Consider the following 17,639-nt stretch of genomic DNA (forward strand, 5'->3'; position numbering starts at 1 on the left):
CCGTAGCAGGAGTGAAATGGCCGTCAATCTGGTCAATGTCGAGGCAGTCACCAAGGTGTACGGCACCCGTGCGCTGCTCGACGGTGTCTCTCTCGGCGTCTCCGAGGGGGACCGGATCGGGGTCGTCGGGCGGAACGGCGACGGCAAGACCACCCTCATCCGGATGCTCGCCAAGCTGGAGGAGGCCGACACCGGGCGGGTCACGCACAATGGCGGGCTCCGGCTCGGCGTGCTCACCCAGCACGACTCGCTCGACCCCGAGGCCACCGTCAGGCACGAGGTCATCGGGGATCTCGCCGACCACGAGTGGGCCGGCAACGCCAAGATCCGGGACGTGCTCACCGGGCTGTTCGGCGGGCTCCACATGGCCGGTTTCCCGCAGGGGCTCGACACCGTCATCGGGCCGCTGTCCGGTGGCGAGCGGCGCCGGATCGCGCTCGCGAAGCTGCTCATCGCCGAGCAGGACGTGATCATCCTCGACGAGCCGACCAACCACCTCGACGTCGAGGGCATCTCCTGGCTCGCCCGGCATCTGCGTGAGCGCCGCTCCGCGCTCGTCGTCGTGACGCACGACCGGTGGTTCCTGGACCAGGTCTGCACGCGGATGTGGGACGTGCAGCGCGGCGCGGTGCACGAGTACGAGGGCGGCTACTCCGACTACGTCTTCGCCCGCGCCGAGCGCGAGCGCATCGCCGCCACCGAGGAGTCCAAGCGGCAGAACCTGGTGCGCAAGGAGCTGGCGTGGCTGCGGCGCGGCCCGCCGGCCCGTACCTCCAAGCCGCGCTACCGCATCGAGGCAGCCAACGAACTGATCGCGGACGTGCCGCCGCCCCGCGACACCTCGTCGCTGATGAAGTTCGCCAACGCCCGCCTCGGCAAGACCGTCTTCGACCTGGAGGACGTCACCGTCCAGGCCGGGCCGAAGGTGCTGCTCAAGCACCTGACCTGGCAGCTCGGCCCCGGTGATCGCATCGGTCTCGTCGGCGTCAACGGCGCGGGCAAGACGTCCCTGCTGCGCGCGCTCGCCGAGGCGGCCCGTACGCAGGGCGACGTCCAGCCCGAGGCCGGGAAGGTGATCGTCGGCCGGACCGTCAAGCTGGCGTACCTGTCGCAGGAGGTCAGCGAACTCAAGCCCACGCTGCGGGTGTTGGAGGCCGTCCAGCAGATCCGCGACCGGGTCGACCTCGGTACGGGGCGGGAGATGACCGCCGGGCAGCTCTGCGAGCAGTTCGGCTTCAGCAAGGACAAGCAGTGGACGCCCGTCGGTGACCTCTCCGGCGGTGAGCGGCGCAGGCTCCAGATCCTGCGGCTGCTGATGGACGAGCCCAACGTGCTGTTCCTGGACGAGCCGACGAACGACCTCGACATCGAGACGCTCACCCAGCTCGAAGACCTCCTCGACGGCTGGCCCGGTTCGATGGTGGTCATCAGCCACGACCGGTTCTTCATCGAGCGGACGACGGACAAGGTGTACGCGCTCCTCGGCGACACCACCCTCCGTCATCTGCCGCGCGGCATCGACGAGTACCTGGAACGGCGGCGCAAGGTCGCCGAGTCGGCGCCCCCCGCGTCCGCCCCGGCGCGCTCCGGTGGTACACCCGCACCGGCCGTCGCGCCCGCCGCTTCGGCGAAGGACAATCGCGCCGCGAAGAAGGAACTCCAGCGCATCGAGCGGCAGCTCGACAAGATGTCGACGCGCGAGACCGCCCTGCACGGACAGATCGCCGAAAGCGCCACCGACTTCGACAAGGTGGCGAAACTCGACAGTGAGCTTCGTGAACTCGTCGTCCAGCGCGACGAGTTGGAGATGCGCTGGATGGAGCTGGCCGAGGACGCGTAGAGGTCCCGCACAGACCTCGTAACGACCGCATCACGGGCCGGTCCTCCCTTGGGAACAGGGGCGGACCGGCCCCTCCCGTACAGGGGTGCGAGTGATACAAAGAAGGCCCGCTCGACTGACGTGACACTGCGGATCCCAAGCCCGAATCGCTCCATTCCGGTGGCCCGGCTGACACATTCGACAGCCGATTTCCAGCCAGCCGGGATCGCGGGGGAGTCCGACCGGACGAAGGACCGTACGACAAGGGGGAATGGCTGATGACCCAGCCACCCAGCCAGCCACCGCCGCCGGGACAGCAGCCGGGCCAACAGCCGGGGTACGGCTATCCGCAGGCGCCGTCGCAGGGACCGCCGCAGGGCGAGCCCGGGTACGGCTACCCGGCGGCACCGCCCGCCCCCGGCGGCCCGCCTCAGCCGGGCCCGTACAACCAGCCCGGTCCCTACGGCCAGCAGCAGGCCCAGCCCGGTCCCTACAACCAGCCGGGTCCCTACGGCCAGCAGCCCGGCCCGTACAACCAGCCGGGACCGTACGGCCAGCAGCCCAACCCGTACGGCGGTGGCGGCGGTTACCCGCCCCAGCAGTTCCCCGGCGCGCCCACCCCGCCCCCGGGCGGCAACGGCGGCGGCAGCCTCTTCAAGCGCAAGCCCGGCGTCGTCATCGCGGCGGCCGTCGCGGGGCTGCTCGTCATCGGCGGCGGCACCTGGTTCCTCGTCAGCGGTGACGGCGGCGGCACCACCAAGAAGAACGTCAGCAAGGACAAGGACGCCAAGCCGACCGGCGAGTCCACCCCGGACGAGGGTGACGGCACCGGCGGCGGGCGTGACGCGCAGGACGACCTCAACGCCGGGCGCAAGGACGGCGAGTCGAAGGTCCTGTGGCTCCAGAAGAACGACGTCGACCTGCCGAAGAACGGCGCCGACGTGTACGGCCCGTGGTTCGCCGGCGACATCGTCGTCAAGGCCATGTACAAGAAGATCGCCGGGTACGGCGCCGCGGACGGCAAGCAGAAGTGGACCCTCACCCTGCCCGCCGAGGTGTGCGCGGCCCCCTCGATTCCCACGGACGACGGCAGGATCGTCCTCGGGATCAAGGACGGAGTCACGGAGAAGTCCGACTGCTCCGTCCTCCAGGAGATCGACCTCAAGACCGGCAAGGGCGGCTGGAAGCAGGAGCTCAAGCAGCAGGGCAACTTCGACTTCCTGTCCGACATCACCCTCTCGATCAACGGCGACACCGTCTCCGCGGCTCGCACCGGCCACGTCAACGCCTTCCGGATGAGCGACGGCAAGGCGCTCTTCGACAAGGTGCCCGGCAACTGCCAGCCGGACGCCGTCGCCAGCGGCGCACGGATGATCGCCGCCGAGTCGTGCCCCGGCGGTGACATCGACAAGCAGCAGAACCAGGTGCAGGAGCTGGACCCGACCACCGGCAAGGCCAGGTGGACGTACAAGCTCAAGACCAACTGGGAACTCGACAAGGTCTATTCGAGCAACCCGATCGTCCTGTCGCTGACCGAGCCGGACAAGAAGTCCTGGGCGATCGTCGTGCTCAACGACAACGGCACCGTGCGCTCCCAGATCGACGGCGGCAAGGACAAGTTCCAGCCCAACTGCGGTGGGAGCTTCATCGTCTTCGGCGCCAACCTGGACGGCTGCACCGGCGTCGCCGCCGACGCCACCACCTTCTACATGGCGACGCAGCCGAGCGAGACCGGCTCCACCGGCACCAACGAGGTCGTCGCCTTCAACCTCGCCAACGGCAAGGCCAAGTGGCGCGCCAAGGCCCCGGCCGAGCGCGTCATGACGCCGCTGCGGATGGAAGGTGCGAACGTGGTCCTCTACTTCGAGCCGTCGTACGACAAGGGCGGCGCCGTCGCGACCCTGGCGCCCACCGGAGGCGCCCCGAAGGTGCTGCTCCAGAACCCGGAGTCCACCTCCGAGATCGAGAACTCCTTCTACGACTCCGAACTGGACTACGTGGGCGGGCGGTTCTACGTGACCAGCAGCCGGGTCAGCGCCGGTGACGACAAGGCGGAGATGGAGACCAAGACCATGATGGCGTTCGGCAAGTGACGCGCCGTCCCGGGTCCCTCCCCCATCCGCTCCCGCTCCGTACGCACTCTCATCCCTTTGAGGAACGCACGCCATGACGCAGCCGCCCAACGAGCCCCCGCAGGGCGGGTTCGGCAAGCCGCAGGAGCCACCGGCCGGTGGTTTCGGCGCCCCGATCGAGCCGCCCCCGGGCGGATTCGGCGCCCCGACGCCGCCGCCCGAGCAGCCCGGTTACGGCTATCCGCAACAGCCCCCCGGGCAGCCGCAGTACGGCTATCCGCAGCAGGGCCAGCCGCCGCAGCAGCCTCCCGGCCAGCCGGGGTACGGCCACCCGCATCAGCAGCCGCAGACCCGGCCGACGGGGCAGCCGCAGTACGGGTATCCGCAGCAGGGCCAGCCGCAGTACGGCTACCCGCAGCAGCCCGGCCAGCCGTACGTCCAGCCGGGCCAGCCGTACACCCAGCCCGGTCCGGGCGGGCCCGGCGGACCCGGCACGCCCGGCGGCGGCAAGAAGATCAGCACACAGACGCAGATCATCATCGCCGCGGTGGTCGCCGTCGTCCTGATCGTCGCCGGTGGTGTCTACGTCGCTTCCGGCGACGGCGACAAGGACGACCAGGCCAAGACGTCCGACTCCAAGGACACCGAGAAGGACGGCGAGGACGGCAAGCCCCTCGGCGGCGGCAAGGAGAAGCCCCCGGCCAACACCAAGTCGAAGGTCGCCTTCCAGCTGCCGCAGCCCAAGGTCGGCGACATCACCGACGTGTCCGGCTCGTGGATCACCGACAAGGCGTACGTCAAGACCGGCGTGAACCAGATCGTCGGCTACGAGGCGGACACCGGCAAGCAGCTCTGGACCATCCCGCTGCCCGGCCAGGTCTGCGCGGCCTCGCGCCACGCCACCGAGGACGACAAGTCGGCCGTCGTCTTCGCCGCGAGCAAGCCGACCGCCAAGGAGAAGTACGTCCAGTGCACCGAGGTCGGCGCGATCGACCTCGAAGCGGGCAAGCTGCTGTGGACCAAGTCGGTCACGGGCGGCAACGCCGGTGACGACAAGGCCGCCTTCCGCGAGGTCACCCTCAGCGGCACGACCGTCGCCGTCGGCGGCACCGACGGCGGCGCGGCCTTCGACCTCGCCTCCGGCGACAGCCTGTGGAAGCCGGAGATCAAGGCCGACGGCTGCTACGACATGGGTTACGGCGGCGGCGCCGGACTCGTCGCGGCCCGCAAGTGCGGCTCGTACGACAACCCGACGGTCCTCGTCCAGAACCTGAAGCCGTCCGACGGGGCGCCGATCTCCACGTTCAAGATGCCCGCGGGCGTCGAGTACGTGTCCATCGTCTCCACCAAGCCGCTCGTCGTCGCGGCGGACGTCGGCGACACCGCCGGTGACGGCAGCAGCATCTCGGACTTCTTCTCCATCGACGAGAAGACCGGCAAACTGCTCGCCAAGATCCCCGTGGACGCCGACAAGTACGCGGCCAACTGCGGTGCCACCGAGGTCGAGCAGTGCGGCAAGATCGCCGTCGGCAACGGCAAGATCTATGTGCCGACCGAGGAGCACGAGGGCACCGGCGAGGACTACGGCCAGACCAACGAGATCGTCTCCTTCGACCTCGCGACCGGCAAGGCCACGAGAGACCGGGCCGACGCGGGTGAGCGCTACGCGATGTACCCGCTGCGCATGGACGGTTCGAACATCATCGCGTACAAGTGGCCGCCCTACGACAAGGGCGGACAGATCGTCTCCATCGACGGCGCGACCTTCAAGGAGACGGTTCTCATGGAGAACCCGGGCGAGGAGTCGGTCCGCGAGGCCGAGACCAGCTTCTCGCTGGACGGCGCGGAGGTCCGGTTCGGCAACGGCCGGATGTACACCTCGGAGACGCTGATCAGCGAGCCGAGCACCTCCGGCGACCGCAAGGAGTACCTGGTGGTGGCGTTCACCACGAACTAACGGGATGACGGCGGCCCTTGGGCCGCGTGTGTTCTCGATCGCCGGGGCGGGCCGCCTGTACGGGGCCCGCCCCGGCGATCATCCGGCCACCTGATCCGCCCTGAATAGCGGCGAATTCGACAAGTAGGCGTCTTCTTACCCGCACGGGGGCGCGGGACTTCGGCCGAGCGTGTAACTTGCCGGGTCAGGGGGGCCGGGGGGCCCGGAGCCGGCGGGGATGGGGTTGCTCGATGGGCGTACGGCTCATGGTGGTTGACGACCACCGACTGCTCGCGGAGGCGCTCGCCTCGGCCCTCAAACTGCGCGGGCACCGGGTGCTCGCCGCCGCCGCGCCCACGGCCGGCGCCGCCGAACTCGTCGTGAGCCGGGCGCCCGAGGTCTGCCTCATGGGGACCGCCGCACCGGACGAGCCCGGCGCCTTCGACCCGATCGTACGGATCCGGCGCGACCGCCCGCAGGTGGCGGTCGTGGTGCTCGGCCCGGTGCCGAACCCGCGCGGCATCGCCGCCGCCTTCGCGGCCGGGGCGTGCGGATACGTACGGCACGACGAGCGCATCGAGGGCGTCGAGCGGGCGATCGTGAAGGCGCGGGCGGGCGACGCGGCCGTGGCGCCGGGGCTGTTGCAGGGGGCGTTCACCGAGCTGCTGAATCCGGCGGCCCAGCCGGACGACGAGGGTCAGCGGCTGCTGCGGATGCTCACCCCGCGCGAGATCGAGGTGCTGGTGCGGGTCGCCGAGGGCGAGGACACCCGGCTGATCGCCGCCGGTATGGGTATCGCGCCGAGTACCGCCCGTACGCATGTGCAGCGGGTCCTGATGAAGCTGGGCGTCGGCTCCCGGCTGGAGGCCGCGGCGCTGGCCGCGCGGACGGGGCTGCTGGACCGGGCGGTCGTGACGGTGCTGCCGGACGGGCCGCCGCACCCGGCGGCCGGTCGCTCCCCCTCATCGGACGGGCCGCATACGCGGCCCGTCCGATGACGGAGGAAAGCGACGCCTACTTCTCGGCGCCGGGCGCGCCGGGCGCGTCGGCCGCCGGGTCCGTCGCGGTCGGCGGCGGTATCTCCGTCGGCCGCAGCTTCATCCAGCCCAGGAAGAACAGGCCGAGTGCCAGCATCGCCAGCCCCGTCCAGAGGTTGATGTTGACGCCCTCGGCCTTCTTCATGTCCGCGTCGGACACGAAGACACCGGCGACGGTGACGATCACCCCGTACAGCGTGAACAGGCCGCCGATGATGAGACGGATGTCGAACAGGCGGGCCGCCGTGGCGGACCTGCCTTCCAGTTCGGAGACTTCTTTGTGCAGGTCGGACATGGTGTGTGCCTCCGCTTCGGTCAGAAGGAGTACGGGATGTAGCAGGCCGCGGCGATGACGATCGCACCCCAGCCGAGCAGCGCGGGCTTGCGGTACCAGGCGTCGTCGCCCTCGGCCGGTGCCTCGCTCATGCCGGGTGATGTCGTCCCGTACACCAGGCCCGCGAGTTCGGACTCCGGCTTCGGCGCGGTGAACAGCGTGACGACGACCATCACCACGGCGCCGGCGACGAAGCCCACGATCGCGGAGACGAAGTTGGCGCCCTGGTCGCTGGGGATGTCGATGACGCCCTGCTTGTAGATCCAGAAGTAGTTGACCATCGCGGCCGTCGTACCGGCGACCAGACCCCAGGCGCCGGACTTCATCGAGGCCCGCTTCCAGAACATGCCGATGATGAAGACCACGAACATCGGCACGTTGAAGAAGGAGAACAGCGTCTGGAGATAGCTCATGATGTTGGAGAAGCTGGCGGCGATGAAGGCCGTTCCTACGGAGGCCAGCACACCGACCGCGGTGATCAGCCGTCCGAAGCGCAGGTAGTACGTGTCCTCCCGGTCCTTGACCACGTACTTCTGCCAGATGTCGGTGGTGAAGACGGTGTTGAAGGACGACACGTTCGCCGCCATGCCGGCCATGAAGGCGGCCATCAGACCCGTGACGGCGATCCCGAGCACCCCGTTGGGCAGCAACTCCTGCATCAGCAGCGGGATCGCGTCGTTGTACGTGAGGTCCGAGCCCGCCGTGCCTATCTTCGGCACGATCACCGCGGCGACCAGGCCCGGGATCATCACCAGGAAGACGATGAAGATCTTCGGGAACGCGGCGATCAGCGGGGTGCGCTTGGCGGCGGAGAGGTTCTTCGCGGAGAGCGCGCGCTGCACCTCGGCGAAGTTCGTCGTCCAGTAGCCGAAGGACAGCACGAAGCCGAGCCCGAGGATGATCGTCAGCCAGTTCGCGCCGAGCGGGTTGGCGTCGCCGATGCCCGTACCGCCCCAGGCGCTCAGGAAGTTGTCACCCTTGCTCGCGGTCAGCGAGTCGGTCAGACCGTCCCAGCCGCCGACCCGCTTGAGGCCGAGGACGGTCAGGGGTATGAGCGCGGCGAGGATGACGAAGAACTGGAGCACCTCGTTGTAGATCGCCGACGACAGACCGCCGATGGTGATGTACGCGAGGACGAAGAAGCCGGCCACGACGATCGAGACCCACTGGGGCCAGCCCAGCAGCGCCTCGACCACGATCGACAGGGCGTAGAGGTTGACGCCCGCGATCAGGATGGCGGCGAAGGCGAAGAGGACCGAGCTGAGCAGATGCGCCGACCTGTCGAAGCGCTGGAGCAGGAACTCGGGGACGGACCGCACTTTGGAGCCGTAGTAGAACGGCATCATCACCAGGCCGAGGAAGACCATGGCGGGGATCGCGCCGATCCAGTACCAGTGCACGACGGCCACGCCGTACTGCGCGCCGGTCGCGGCCATGCCCAGGATCTCGGTCGCGCCCAGGTTGGCCGCGACGAACGCGAGGCCGGTCACCCAGGCCGGCAGTGATCTGCCGGAGAGGAAGAAGTCCAGGCTGGTCTTGACGCTCGCCCGGGCGGCGAAGCCGATGCCGAGGACGACGATGAAGTAGATCGCCAGGATCGTGTAGTCGAGCGCGTTGGTGGGGAGCCGAAGTCCTTCGGCCAGGTAGTACGTGGGGGACTGCATGGGGGTACCCGCTTCGTCGCGTGAACGTTAACTCTCAACTGCTCGGAACCTACGCCTGCACTTACCGAAACTGAACACTTTTGATGGTGTTCTTTGTTCGATCGTGATCGAGTGGCGTGACCGTTGACGTGCGTGAGGGCTCATGATTAGTTATGTTTGATTCTGTTTGAGTGTGGGCTCGGGGTGCGAGCTCGGGTGCGGCCGGAGGAAGAATCGATGAAGAAGACGGTGACGGCGCTCGCCGACGGCCGGGAGCTGATCTACTACGACTCCCGTGAAGACGTCGTACGCGACGCCGTGGACCTGCGGCCCCTCGAACCGATCGCCACCACCTCCGAGATCCGCCGCGACCCGCTGCTCGGCGACTCGGTCGCCGTCGCCTCGCACCGCCAGGGCCGCACCTACCACCCGCCGGCCGGCGAGTGCCCGCTCTGCCCCACCGACGCCGCCGCGGGCAGGCTCAGCGAGATCCCCGCCGGCGACTACGACGTGGCCGTCTTCGAGAACCGCTTCCCCTCCCTCGCCGGGGACGCCGGACGCTGCGAGGTCGTCTGCTTCACCTCCGACCATCAGGCCTCCTTCGCCGATCTCACCGAGGAACAGGCCGGCCTCGTCCTCGACGTCTGGACCGACCGCACCGCCGGACTCGCCGAACTCCCGCAGGTGGAGCAGGTGTTCTGCTTCGAGAACCGCGGGCCCGAGATCGGCGTGACCCTTGGTCATCCGCACGGGCAGATCTACGCGTACCCCTTCGTCACCCCGCGAACCGAACGGATGTCCCGCTCGGTCGCCGAGCACCGGGCGGCCACCGGACGCAACCTCTTCGACGACGTCGTGGAGCGCGAGCGCACCGCCGGGCGGGTGGTTCTGGAAGGCGGTCACTGGGTGGCCTTCGTGCCGTACGCGGCGCACTGGCCGTACGAGGTGCACCTCTATCCGCTGCGCCGGGTGCCGGACCTGCGGGGCCTTGACGAGGCGGCGCGCGCCGAGTTCCCGGCGGTCTATCTGGAGCTGCTGCGGCGTTTCGACCGGATCTTCGGCGCGGGTGAACCGCCGACGCCGTACATCTCCGCGTGGCACCAGGCGCCGTTCCGCGCCGCCGGACACGACGACTTCGCCCTCCACCTGGAAATTTTCACCATCCGCCGGACGTCGGGCAAGCTGAAGTTCCTCGCGGGATCCGAGTCCGGAATGAACGTCTTCATCAACGACGTGCCGCCGGAGACCGCGGCCGAGAGACTGCGAGAGGTAGCGAGCGCGTGAGTGGCAAGTATCTGGTTACGGGTGGCGCGGGGTACGTCGGCAGTGTGGTCGCCACGCATCTGCTGGAGGCCGGGCACGAGGTGACCGTGCTCGACGACCTCTCCACCGGCTTCCGGGCAGCGGTCCCGGCGGGCGCCGAATTCATCGAGGGCCGGGTGCACGACGCGGCGAAGTGGCTCGACCCCGGTTACGACGCCGTGCTGCACTTCGCCGCGTCCTCGCAGGTCGGCGAGTCCGTCGCCAAGCCGGAGAAGTACTGGGACAACAACGTCGGCGGATCGATGGCGCTGCTGGAGGCGATGCGCACGGCGGGCGTCCGTAAGCTCGTCTTCTCCTCGACGGCTGCGACATACGGCGAGCCCGTCTCCACGCCGATCACCGAGACCGACCCGACCGCGCCGACCAGCCCGTACGGCGCGTCGAAGCTGGCCGTCGACCATATGATCGGCGGCGAGTGCGTGGCCCACGGTCTCGCGGCGGTCTCGCTGCGGTACTTCAACGTGGCGGGCGCGTACGGGAGTTACGGCGAGCGCCACGAGCCCGAGTCGCACCTGATCCCGCTCGTGCTGCAAGTCGCCCTCGGTGCACGGGAGTCGATCTCGGTGTACGGCGACGACTACCCGACGCCGGACGGCACGTGCGTACGCGACTACATCCACGTCGCCGACCTCGCCGACGCGCATCTGCTGGCGCTGGACGCCGCGGTGGCCGGGGAGCACCTGGTCTGCAACCTCGGCAACGGCAGCGGGTTCTCCGTCCGCGAGGTCATCGAGACCGTCCGTACGGTCACCGGCCACCCGGTGCCGGAGGTCGCGGCCCCGCGCCGCGCGGGCGACCCGGCGGTCCTGGTCGCCTCCGCCGCCACGGCGCGCGAGCGCCTGGGCTGGACCCCGAGCCGCGCCGACCTGGCGGGGATCGTCGCGGACGCGTGGGCGTTCGCACGCCGAGAGGAGACACACGGGTGAGCAGTGCTCGGAGCGTGACGGCGCAGTTCGAGGAGTTGTACGGCTCGGCGCCCGAGGGCGTGTGGGCTGCGCCCGGCCGGGTGAACCTGATCGGCGAGTACACCGACTTCAACGACGGCTTCGTGATGCCGCTCGCGCTGCCGCACACCGCCGTCGCGGCGGTGTCGCGGCGCACGGACGGGGTACTGCGCGTGCACTCCGCCGACGCCCGGGGCGGTGTGGTGCGGCTCGCCGTCGACGAGCTGGTGCCGCTGTCGGACACCGGCTGGGCGGCGTATCCGGCGGGCGTGGTGTGGGCGCTGCGCGAGGCCGGTCACGCCGTCACCGGCGCCGACATCCACCTCACGTCGACCGTGCCCACCGGCGCGGGTCTCTCGTCGTCGGCGGCGCTGGAGGTCGTGACCGCGCTCGCGCTGAACGAGCTGTACGAACTGGGCCTCTCCGCACCTGAGTTGGCGGTGCTCGCCCAGCGCGCCGAGAACGCGTTCGTCGGCGTCCCCTGCGGCGTCATGGACCAGATGGCCTCCGCGTGCTGCACGGACGGGCACGCGCTGTACCTCGACACCCGCGACCTCTCGCAGCGCCAGGTCCCCTTCGACCTGGCCGCCGTCGGGCTGCGGCTGCTGGTCGTGGACACGCGGGTGAAGCACGCCCTGGGCGACGGCGCGTACGCGGAGCGGCGCGCCGGTTGCGAAGCCGGCGCGCGGGCGCTCGGCGCGCGCACGCTGCGCGAAGTCGAGTACGCGCATCTGCCCGCCGCGCTGGAACGGCTGGCGGGCGAGGCGGAGAACGTACGGCGCTACGTCCGCCACGTCGTGAGCGACAACCACCGCGTGGAGCGGGTCATCGCCCTGCTCGACGCGGACGACGTCCGCGCGGTGGGCCCCATCCTGACCGAGGGTCACGCCTCGCTGCGCGACGACCTCCGGGTCTCGTGCGACGAACTGGACCTGGTGGTGTCGTCGTCGGTCGCGGCGGGGGCGCTGGGCGCGCGCATGACGGGCGGCGGCTTCGGCGGCTCGGCGATAGTCCTGACGGAAGAGACGGACGCGGACACGGTGACCAAGGCGGTCGTGGAGTCCTTCGCGTCGGCGGGCCACACGGCCCCCCGGGTCTTCCCGGCGGTCCCGTCCCGGGGGGCGCACCGGGTGGGGTGAGCCCCCCGGGTCCCGCTCTTTCAGATCAGGCGCTTGGTGAAGAAGTACTCCGTGACGCCCGGCGGGTAGTCCGGGATGTGGCCCGCCAGGTCGTAGCCCTGGCGGCGGTAGAACGCGGGGGCCTGGAAGTCCCAGGTCTCCAGGCGGGCGTGGAGACAGCCCCGGGCGCGGGCCAGGTCCTCCGCCTCCGAGAGGAGGCGGGTGCCGAGGCCCGCGCCGCGGTGGGCGTCGTCGACCCACAGCAGGTCGACATGGAGCCAGCGCGCCCACACATGGGCCGCGAGGCCGCCCGCCAGCGCGCCCGTCGACTCCTCCATCAGCCACACGTGCAGCGGGACCTCCTCGTCCTCCGTCGATCCCCGCAGCTCCCGCAGGATCGGTGAACGGGCGGTGTTGGTCGCCCGCATCCGTTCACCCAGCAACGCGCGTCGTTCTTTGTCGACTTCTGTCTCGATACGAAACATGCGTCCCACCCTAACCAGCCGTCGCCGATCAGTTCTGTAAATAGTCTTCCGCTCCGGGCCCCCGCCCGTACGCTGATGCACAGCACCGGTGGGGGCCGGTGCTGATCAGGGAAGCGAGACAGTCGGGTACGACGCCCGGGGTGGGTGGGCAGCCGCACGGCGGCGGCCGTGGCGGCACAGTGTCCACGCGACGCGAACCCCATCCCACCGGGCGCCGTACCCGCGTCGTCCGCGCCCCGACATCTGGGGGTGTCAATTGGTCCGTATCAGGGTTCTCGTGGTGGACGACCACCGCATATTCGCCGAGTCGCTGGCAGCCGCCCTCGCGGCGGAGCCGGACGTGGACGTCGCCGCCGCCGGCAGCGGACCCGCCGCGCTGCGCTGTCTGGAGCGGGCGGCTGCCGAGGGGCGCAGGTACGACGTGCTGCTGGTCGACGCCGACCTGGGCATCGTCGCGGGTCCGGGCAGCGGTCCGGTGGCCCGCGCCGTACCCGACAGCGGCGACGCCGGTCTCGGGCTCGTCGACGGCATCTCGCTGGTCGCGGGCGTCCGTTCGGGACAGCCGTCCGTACGCTGCGTCGTCCTCGCCGAGAAGGACGACCCGGGCCGCGCGGCACTCGCGCTCCAGGCCGGCGCGTCCGGCTGGGTCGCCAAGGACTGCTCGCTGCAACGGCTGCTGGCGGTGATCAGGGGCGTCCTGCGCGACGAGACGCATCTGCCGCCCGCGCTGCTCACGAACGTCCTGCGGGAGCTGACCGCCGCGCGCAAGCACCGCACGGACAGCGAGCGGCTGGTCGACTCGCTGACGCCGCGCGAACTGGAGGTGCTGCGCTGCATGGTGGCGGGCCTGGGGCGCAAGGCGGTGGCCGAGCGCCTCTTCCTGTCCCCGCACACCGTCCGTACGCACATGCAGAACGTGCTCGGGAAGCTGGGCGTCCACTCCACACTGGCGGCGGTCGCACTGGCCCGCCGCGCGGGAGTGGGCCCGGCGGACCTGGGCGGCACGGACGCGGTACGGGTGGGCTAGGGCGTGGCCGGACGGGCTCATAGAGCCCGTCCGGCGATCGAGGACATGCCCGGCCCACGAGCCGCGCGACGCGGTCGGGGCCCGGTGCGTCCGTCAGCCCGGTACGTTGTCGAACGGTGCGGTCAACCGGCGCAGCAGCGCGGCCAGTTCGCCGCGCTGCCCGCGTGACAGCTCCGCGAGGATCGCGCGCTCCTGCGCGAGCAGCCCGGCCAGCGCCTGATCGGCGCGGTCGCGCCCCTCGGGGGTGAGCCGTACGAGGACCCCGCGCCGGTCGCTGGGGTCGGGCAGCCGCTCGACCAGGTCCTTCTTCGCCAGCCGGTCGATGCGGTTGGTCATCGTGCCCGAGGTGACCAGGGTCTGGGTGAGCAACTGACCGGGGGAGAGCTGGTACGGCGCGCCCGCCCGCCGCAGCGAGGTCAGGACGTCGAACTCCCACGGCTCCAGGTGGTGCTCCGCGAACGCGAGCCGCCGGGCCCGGTCGAGGTGGCGCGCGAGCCTGCTGACGCGGCTGAGCACCTCAAGTGGTTCCACGTCGAGGTCCGGCCGCTCCCGGCGCCATGCTGCGACCAGACGGTCGACCTCGTCCTCCATGACGATCAGTGTAGAGGGTCTGTCGACATGAAGTCTCTTGACGTCAAGATATACTTGAAGGCAGGCTTGGGCATGGTCGGGCCCGGACGGGAATCGGCCCGTCCACTCCGTACCCCGAGAGGGCTTCACACATGAGTTCGACAGCGACTCCGGCGACCGGCCCGGCACCCACTCCCGCACCGACCTGGGACCCGCAGCAGTACCTTCACCACTCCGTCCACCGCACCCGCCCGTTCCTGGATCTGCTGGGCCGCATCCCCGAACTGCCCGCCGGGGACCGCCCCCCACGGATAGCCGACATCGGCTGCGGTCCCGGCAACGTCACCGCGCTCCTCGCCGAACGGTGGCCCACCGCCCACATCACCGGCTTCGACCTCTCGCCCGAGATGCTGGCCCAGGCGGAGAAGGCGTACGCGGGGCCCACGGCCGGCGGCGGCCGGCTGGACTTCCGGTCCGCCGACGCCGCGCGCTGGACACCCGGGGAGCCGTACGACCTGATCGTCTCCAACGCCGCACTCCAGTGGGTCCCCAGCCACGCCGACTACTTCGCGCGCTGGATCGACGCCCTCACCCCCGGCGGCACGTTCGCCTTCCAGGTCCCCGGCAACTTCACCGCCCCCAGCCACGCGCTCCTCGGCGAACTGTGCGAGACCCCGCGCTGGAGCGAACGCCTCGACAGCCACGGCCGGCGCTTCGTACACATCCTGGACCCGGCCGACTACCTGGTCCGCCTCACGGACCTCGGCTGCACGGCGGACGCCTGGGAGACCACGTACCTCCAGCTGCTCTCCGGCGAGGACCCGGTGCTCGACTGGGTCAAGGGCACGGCCCTGCGCCCCGTCCTCACCGAACTCGCCGACGACCCGGACGCGGCGGCGGAATTCCTCGGCCAGTACGGCGACCTGCTCCGCAAGGCCTACCCGCCGGGCCCGCACGGCACGGTGTTCCCGTTCCGCCGGATCTTCGCGGTGGCACGGCGGCGGGCCTGATGATCGCGGCCGTCGACCATGTCCAACTGGCCGCCTCGGCGCGCTCGGAGGACATGCTGCGCACGTACTACGTCGATGTCCTGGGCATGACGGAGATCCCCAAGCCGCCCGCTCTGGCGGTACGCGGCGGCTGCTGGTTCCAGGCGGGCCCCGTACAGCTCCACCTCGGCATCGAGCCGGACTTCCGCCCGGCGAGAAAGGCCCACCCGGGCCTGCGGGTCACCGGCATCACCGCGTACGCGACCCGTCTCTCCTCCCGGGGCGCCCCGGTGACCTGGGACGACAGCCTCCCCGGCCACCGCCGCTTCTACTCCGAGGACCCGGTGGGCAACCGGCTGGAGTTCCTGGAGCCGGTGAGCTGAGCGGGGGCGGGGCGACAGTGGAACGCCGGGGCGCCACGAGAACGTGGCGCCCCGGCGAGGCGGGATCGCAGAGCCGGTCTCGGCGCTTGTTCAACGGGTCCAGTTCGTAGACCCGTACGACCGAGGTGCCGGGCTCCGGACCTCGCATGGACGGAGTTCTGAACCTCTCATCGCACCGTAGCGGGCGGAATCCGGCGCCGTCATCACAAAGAGTGACCACGGGTCCGGCCGCCCGGCGCGCTCTCAGACCTTGCGGTGGCCTATGAGCCGCGGCTTCGCCTCCAGATTGCCCAGCCCGTGCCACGCCAGATTCACCAGATGCGCCGCCACCTCGTTCTTCTTCGGGCGGCGGGTGTCCACCCACCACTGGCCCGTCAGCGCCACCATGCCCACCAGGGCGTGCGCGTACAGCGGGGCCAGCTTCGGGTCGAAGCCGCGGGCCTTGAACTCCATGCCGAGGATGTCCTCGACCTGCGTGGCGATGTCGCTGATCAGCGAGGCGAACGTGCCCGTCGACTGCGCGACCGGCGAATCGCGGACCAGGATGCGGAAACCGTCCGTGTACTCCTCGATGTAGTCGAGGAGCGCGAACGCCGCCTGCTCGCACAGTTCGCGCGGATGGCCCGCCGTAAGAGAACTCGTCACCATGTCGAGCAGCTGGCGCATCTCGCGGTCGACCACGACCGCGTACAGCCCCTCCTTGCCGCCGAAGTGCTCGTACACCACCGGCTTGGAGACGCCCGCCTTCGAGGCGATCTCCTCCACCGACGTGCCCTCGTAGCCCTTCTCGGCGAACAGGGTGCGGCCGATGTCCAGCAGTTGCTCGCGACGCTCCTTGCCGGTCATCCGGACCCGGCGGGAGCGCCGGGGCGCGCCAGAGGTGGTCCGGCTCTTGTCGGTGTCGCTCTTACCGCCGTCGATCGCCACGTTGCCAATCATGCCGCGTTGGGATGGTCAATTTTCCGCCGGGCTTCCAGCCGTCCGGCGTCGGGCCAGCGCACACTGTGCACCCAGCCGAACGCCTCGAACCACCGGATCAGCCGGGCGCTGGAGTCGATCTGACCTCGCAGCACACCGTGCCGAGCGCTCGTCGGGTCCGCATGGTGCAGGTTGTGCCATGACTCGCCACAGGACAAGACCGCCAGCCACCACACATTGCCTGACCGGTCACGCGACTTGAAGGGGCGCTTGCCCACCGCGTGGCAGATCGAGTTGATCGACCACGTCACGTGGTGCAGCAGCGCCACCCGTACCAGCGAGCCCCAGAAGAACGCCGTGAACGCGCCCCACCACGACATCGTCACCAGCCCGCCGACCAGCGGCGGGATCGCCAGCGAGACGAACGCCCACAGCAGGAACTGCCGCGAGACCCGCCGGATCGCCGGGTCCTTGATCAGATCCGGCGCGTACTTCTGCTGCGGTGTCTGCTCCTCGTCGAAGAGCCAGCCGATGTGCGCCCACCACAGGCCCTTCATCAGCGCGGGAAGCGTCTCACCGAACCGCCACGGCGAGTGCGGGTCGCCCTCCGCGTCCGAGAACTTGTGGTGCTTGCGGTGATCGGCGACCCAGCGGACCACCGGACCTTCCACCGCCATCGACCCCGCCACGGCCAGCGCGATCCGCAGCGGGCGGCTCGCCTTGAACGAGCTGTGGGTGAAATACCGGTGGAAGCCGACCGTGATGCCGTGGCAGCCGATGAAATACATCGCCACGAGCAGGCCCATGTCGAGCCAGCTCACGCCCCATCCCCAGACCAGCGGAACGGCGCCGAGCAGGGCGATGAACGGGACGACGATGAACAGGAGCAATGTGATCTGCTCCAGCGAGCGCTTGCTCTCCCCGCCGAGCGTGGCGGAGGGAGCGGAGGGGTTGGCGGGAGTGGAGGAACCGTCCGGCGCAGGCTGGGCCTGGGAGGAGTCGCCGAGAACGTCAGGGCGTGTCGACATGGGTGTGTCCCCT

Annotated in this window: 16 protein-coding genes; 10 read left to right on the forward strand and 6 right to left on the reverse strand. The window is 70.1% G+C overall.

Features of this window, described 5'->3' with window-relative positions:
* Positions 1–16: 16 nt before the first annotated feature.
* From P3L51_RS20400 to P3L51_RS20415, 4 genes are all read left to right on the forward strand, one after another.
* On the forward strand, positions 17–1,840 hold the full coding sequence (locus tag P3L51_RS20400; protein WP_354606722.1) for an ABC-F family ATP-binding cassette domain-containing protein: 1,824 nt from the start codon (positions 17–19) through the stop codon (positions 1,838–1,840).
* A 257-nt stretch (positions 1,841–2,097) separates the two neighbouring features.
* Positions 2,098–3,912, forward strand: a complete 1,815-nt coding sequence (locus P3L51_RS20405) for an outer membrane protein assembly factor BamB family protein (protein ID WP_354606701.1) — start codon at positions 2,098–2,100, stop codon at positions 3,910–3,912.
* A gap of 73 nt (positions 3,913–3,985) precedes the next feature.
* The gene (locus P3L51_RS20410; protein ID WP_354606702.1) at positions 3,986–5,848 is read left to right on the forward strand and encodes an outer membrane protein assembly factor BamB family protein; all 1,863 of its coding nucleotides are present in this window, start codon (positions 3,986–3,988) and stop codon (positions 5,846–5,848) included.
* Between the two features lie 230 nt (positions 5,849–6,078).
* On the forward strand, positions 6,079–6,825 hold the full coding sequence (locus P3L51_RS20415; protein WP_354606703.1) for a helix-turn-helix transcriptional regulator: 747 nt from the start codon (positions 6,079–6,081) through the stop codon (positions 6,823–6,825).
* 16 nt (positions 6,826–6,841) lie between these two features.
* Here the strand turns inward: P3L51_RS20415 and P3L51_RS20420 are convergent, their stop codons facing one another.
* Together P3L51_RS20420 and P3L51_RS20425 are read right to left on the reverse strand one after the other, a co-directional pair.
* Positions 6,842–7,159: a hypothetical protein gene (locus tag P3L51_RS20420; protein WP_354606704.1), complete on the reverse strand. Its 318-nt coding sequence runs from the start codon at positions 7,157–7,159 to the stop codon at positions 6,842–6,844.
* A gap of 20 nt (positions 7,160–7,179) precedes the next feature.
* Positions 7,180–8,862 (reverse strand): sodium:solute symporter family protein, encoded by a 1,683-nt coding sequence (locus P3L51_RS20425; RefSeq protein WP_354606705.1) that lies wholly within the window; start codon positions 8,860–8,862, stop codon positions 7,180–7,182.
* Between the two features lie 216 nt (positions 8,863–9,078).
* Between P3L51_RS20425 and galT the strand changes: the two genes are divergently transcribed.
* From galT to galK, 3 genes are read left to right on the forward strand one after another with little or no spacing between them, the layout of a single operon-like run.
* On the forward strand, positions 9,079–10,125 hold the full coding sequence (gene galT, locus P3L51_RS20430; protein WP_354606706.1) for a galactose-1-phosphate uridylyltransferase: 1,047 nt from the start codon (positions 9,079–9,081) through the stop codon (positions 10,123–10,125).
* Positions 10,122–11,090, forward strand: coding sequence for a UDP-glucose 4-epimerase GalE (gene galE, locus P3L51_RS20435; RefSeq protein ID WP_354606707.1), 969 nt, complete (start codon positions 10,122–10,124; stop codon positions 11,088–11,090). Before galT ends, galE begins: the two co-directional genes overlap by 4 nt.
* The gene (gene galK / locus P3L51_RS20440; RefSeq protein ID WP_354606708.1) at positions 11,087–12,247 is read left to right on the forward strand and encodes a galactokinase; all 1,161 of its coding nucleotides are present in this window, start codon (positions 11,087–11,089) and stop codon (positions 12,245–12,247) included. Before galE ends, galK begins: the two co-directional genes overlap by 4 nt.
* Positions 12,248–12,267: 20 nt before the next feature.
* Here the strand turns inward: galK and P3L51_RS20445 are convergent, their stop codons facing one another.
* Positions 12,268–12,711, reverse strand: coding sequence for a GNAT family N-acetyltransferase (locus tag P3L51_RS20445; RefSeq protein ID WP_354606709.1), 444 nt, complete (start codon positions 12,709–12,711; stop codon positions 12,268–12,270).
* Between the two features lie 256 nt (positions 12,712–12,967).
* Here P3L51_RS20445 and P3L51_RS20450 point away from each other — a divergent pair, with 256 nt between their 5' ends.
* Positions 12,968–13,738 carry a LuxR C-terminal-related transcriptional regulator gene (locus tag P3L51_RS20450; protein WP_354606710.1) on the forward strand — a complete coding sequence of 257 codons (771 nt, stop codon included), beginning with the start codon at positions 12,968–12,970 and terminating at the stop codon, positions 13,736–13,738.
* 93 nt (positions 13,739–13,831) lie between these two features.
* Here P3L51_RS20450 and P3L51_RS20455 read toward each other — a convergent pair whose 3' ends face one another.
* Positions 13,832–14,329 carry a MarR family winged helix-turn-helix transcriptional regulator gene (locus P3L51_RS20455; RefSeq protein ID WP_354606711.1) on the reverse strand — a complete coding sequence of 166 codons (498 nt, stop codon included), beginning with the start codon at positions 14,327–14,329 and terminating at the stop codon, positions 13,832–13,834.
* A 131-nt stretch (positions 14,330–14,460) separates the two neighbouring features.
* Here P3L51_RS20455 and P3L51_RS20460 point away from each other — a divergent pair, with 131 nt between their 5' ends.
* A complete protein-coding gene (locus P3L51_RS20460; RefSeq protein WP_354606712.1) occupies positions 14,461–15,318 on the forward strand; it encodes a trans-aconitate 2-methyltransferase in 858 nt (285 codons plus the stop codon).
* Positions 15,318–15,680 carry a VOC family protein gene (locus tag P3L51_RS20465; protein WP_354606713.1) on the forward strand — a complete coding sequence of 121 codons (363 nt, stop codon included), beginning with the start codon at positions 15,318–15,320 and terminating at the stop codon, positions 15,678–15,680. The genes P3L51_RS20460 and P3L51_RS20465 overlap by 1 nt, the downstream gene beginning before the upstream one ends.
* Before the next feature lie 243 nt (positions 15,681–15,923).
* Here P3L51_RS20465 and P3L51_RS20470 read toward each other — a convergent pair whose 3' ends face one another.
* Both P3L51_RS20470 and P3L51_RS20475 read right to left on the reverse strand, forming a co-directional pair.
* Positions 15,924–16,619 carry a TetR/AcrR family transcriptional regulator gene (locus tag P3L51_RS20470; RefSeq protein ID WP_031231272.1) on the reverse strand — a complete coding sequence of 232 codons (696 nt, stop codon included), beginning with the start codon at positions 16,617–16,619 and terminating at the stop codon, positions 15,924–15,926.
* Entirely contained in the window at positions 16,616–17,626 is a 1,011-nt protein-coding gene (locus P3L51_RS20475) for an acyl-CoA desaturase (RefSeq protein ID WP_354606714.1), read from the reverse strand. The genes P3L51_RS20470 and P3L51_RS20475 overlap by 4 nt, the downstream gene beginning before the upstream one ends.
* Positions 17,627–17,639: the final 13 nt, after the last annotated feature.

Origin of the sequence: Streptomyces panacea (assembly GCF_040560175.1) — a bacterium.
Lineage (GTDB): Bacteria > Actinomycetota > Actinomycetes > Streptomycetales > Streptomycetaceae > Streptomyces > Streptomyces panacea.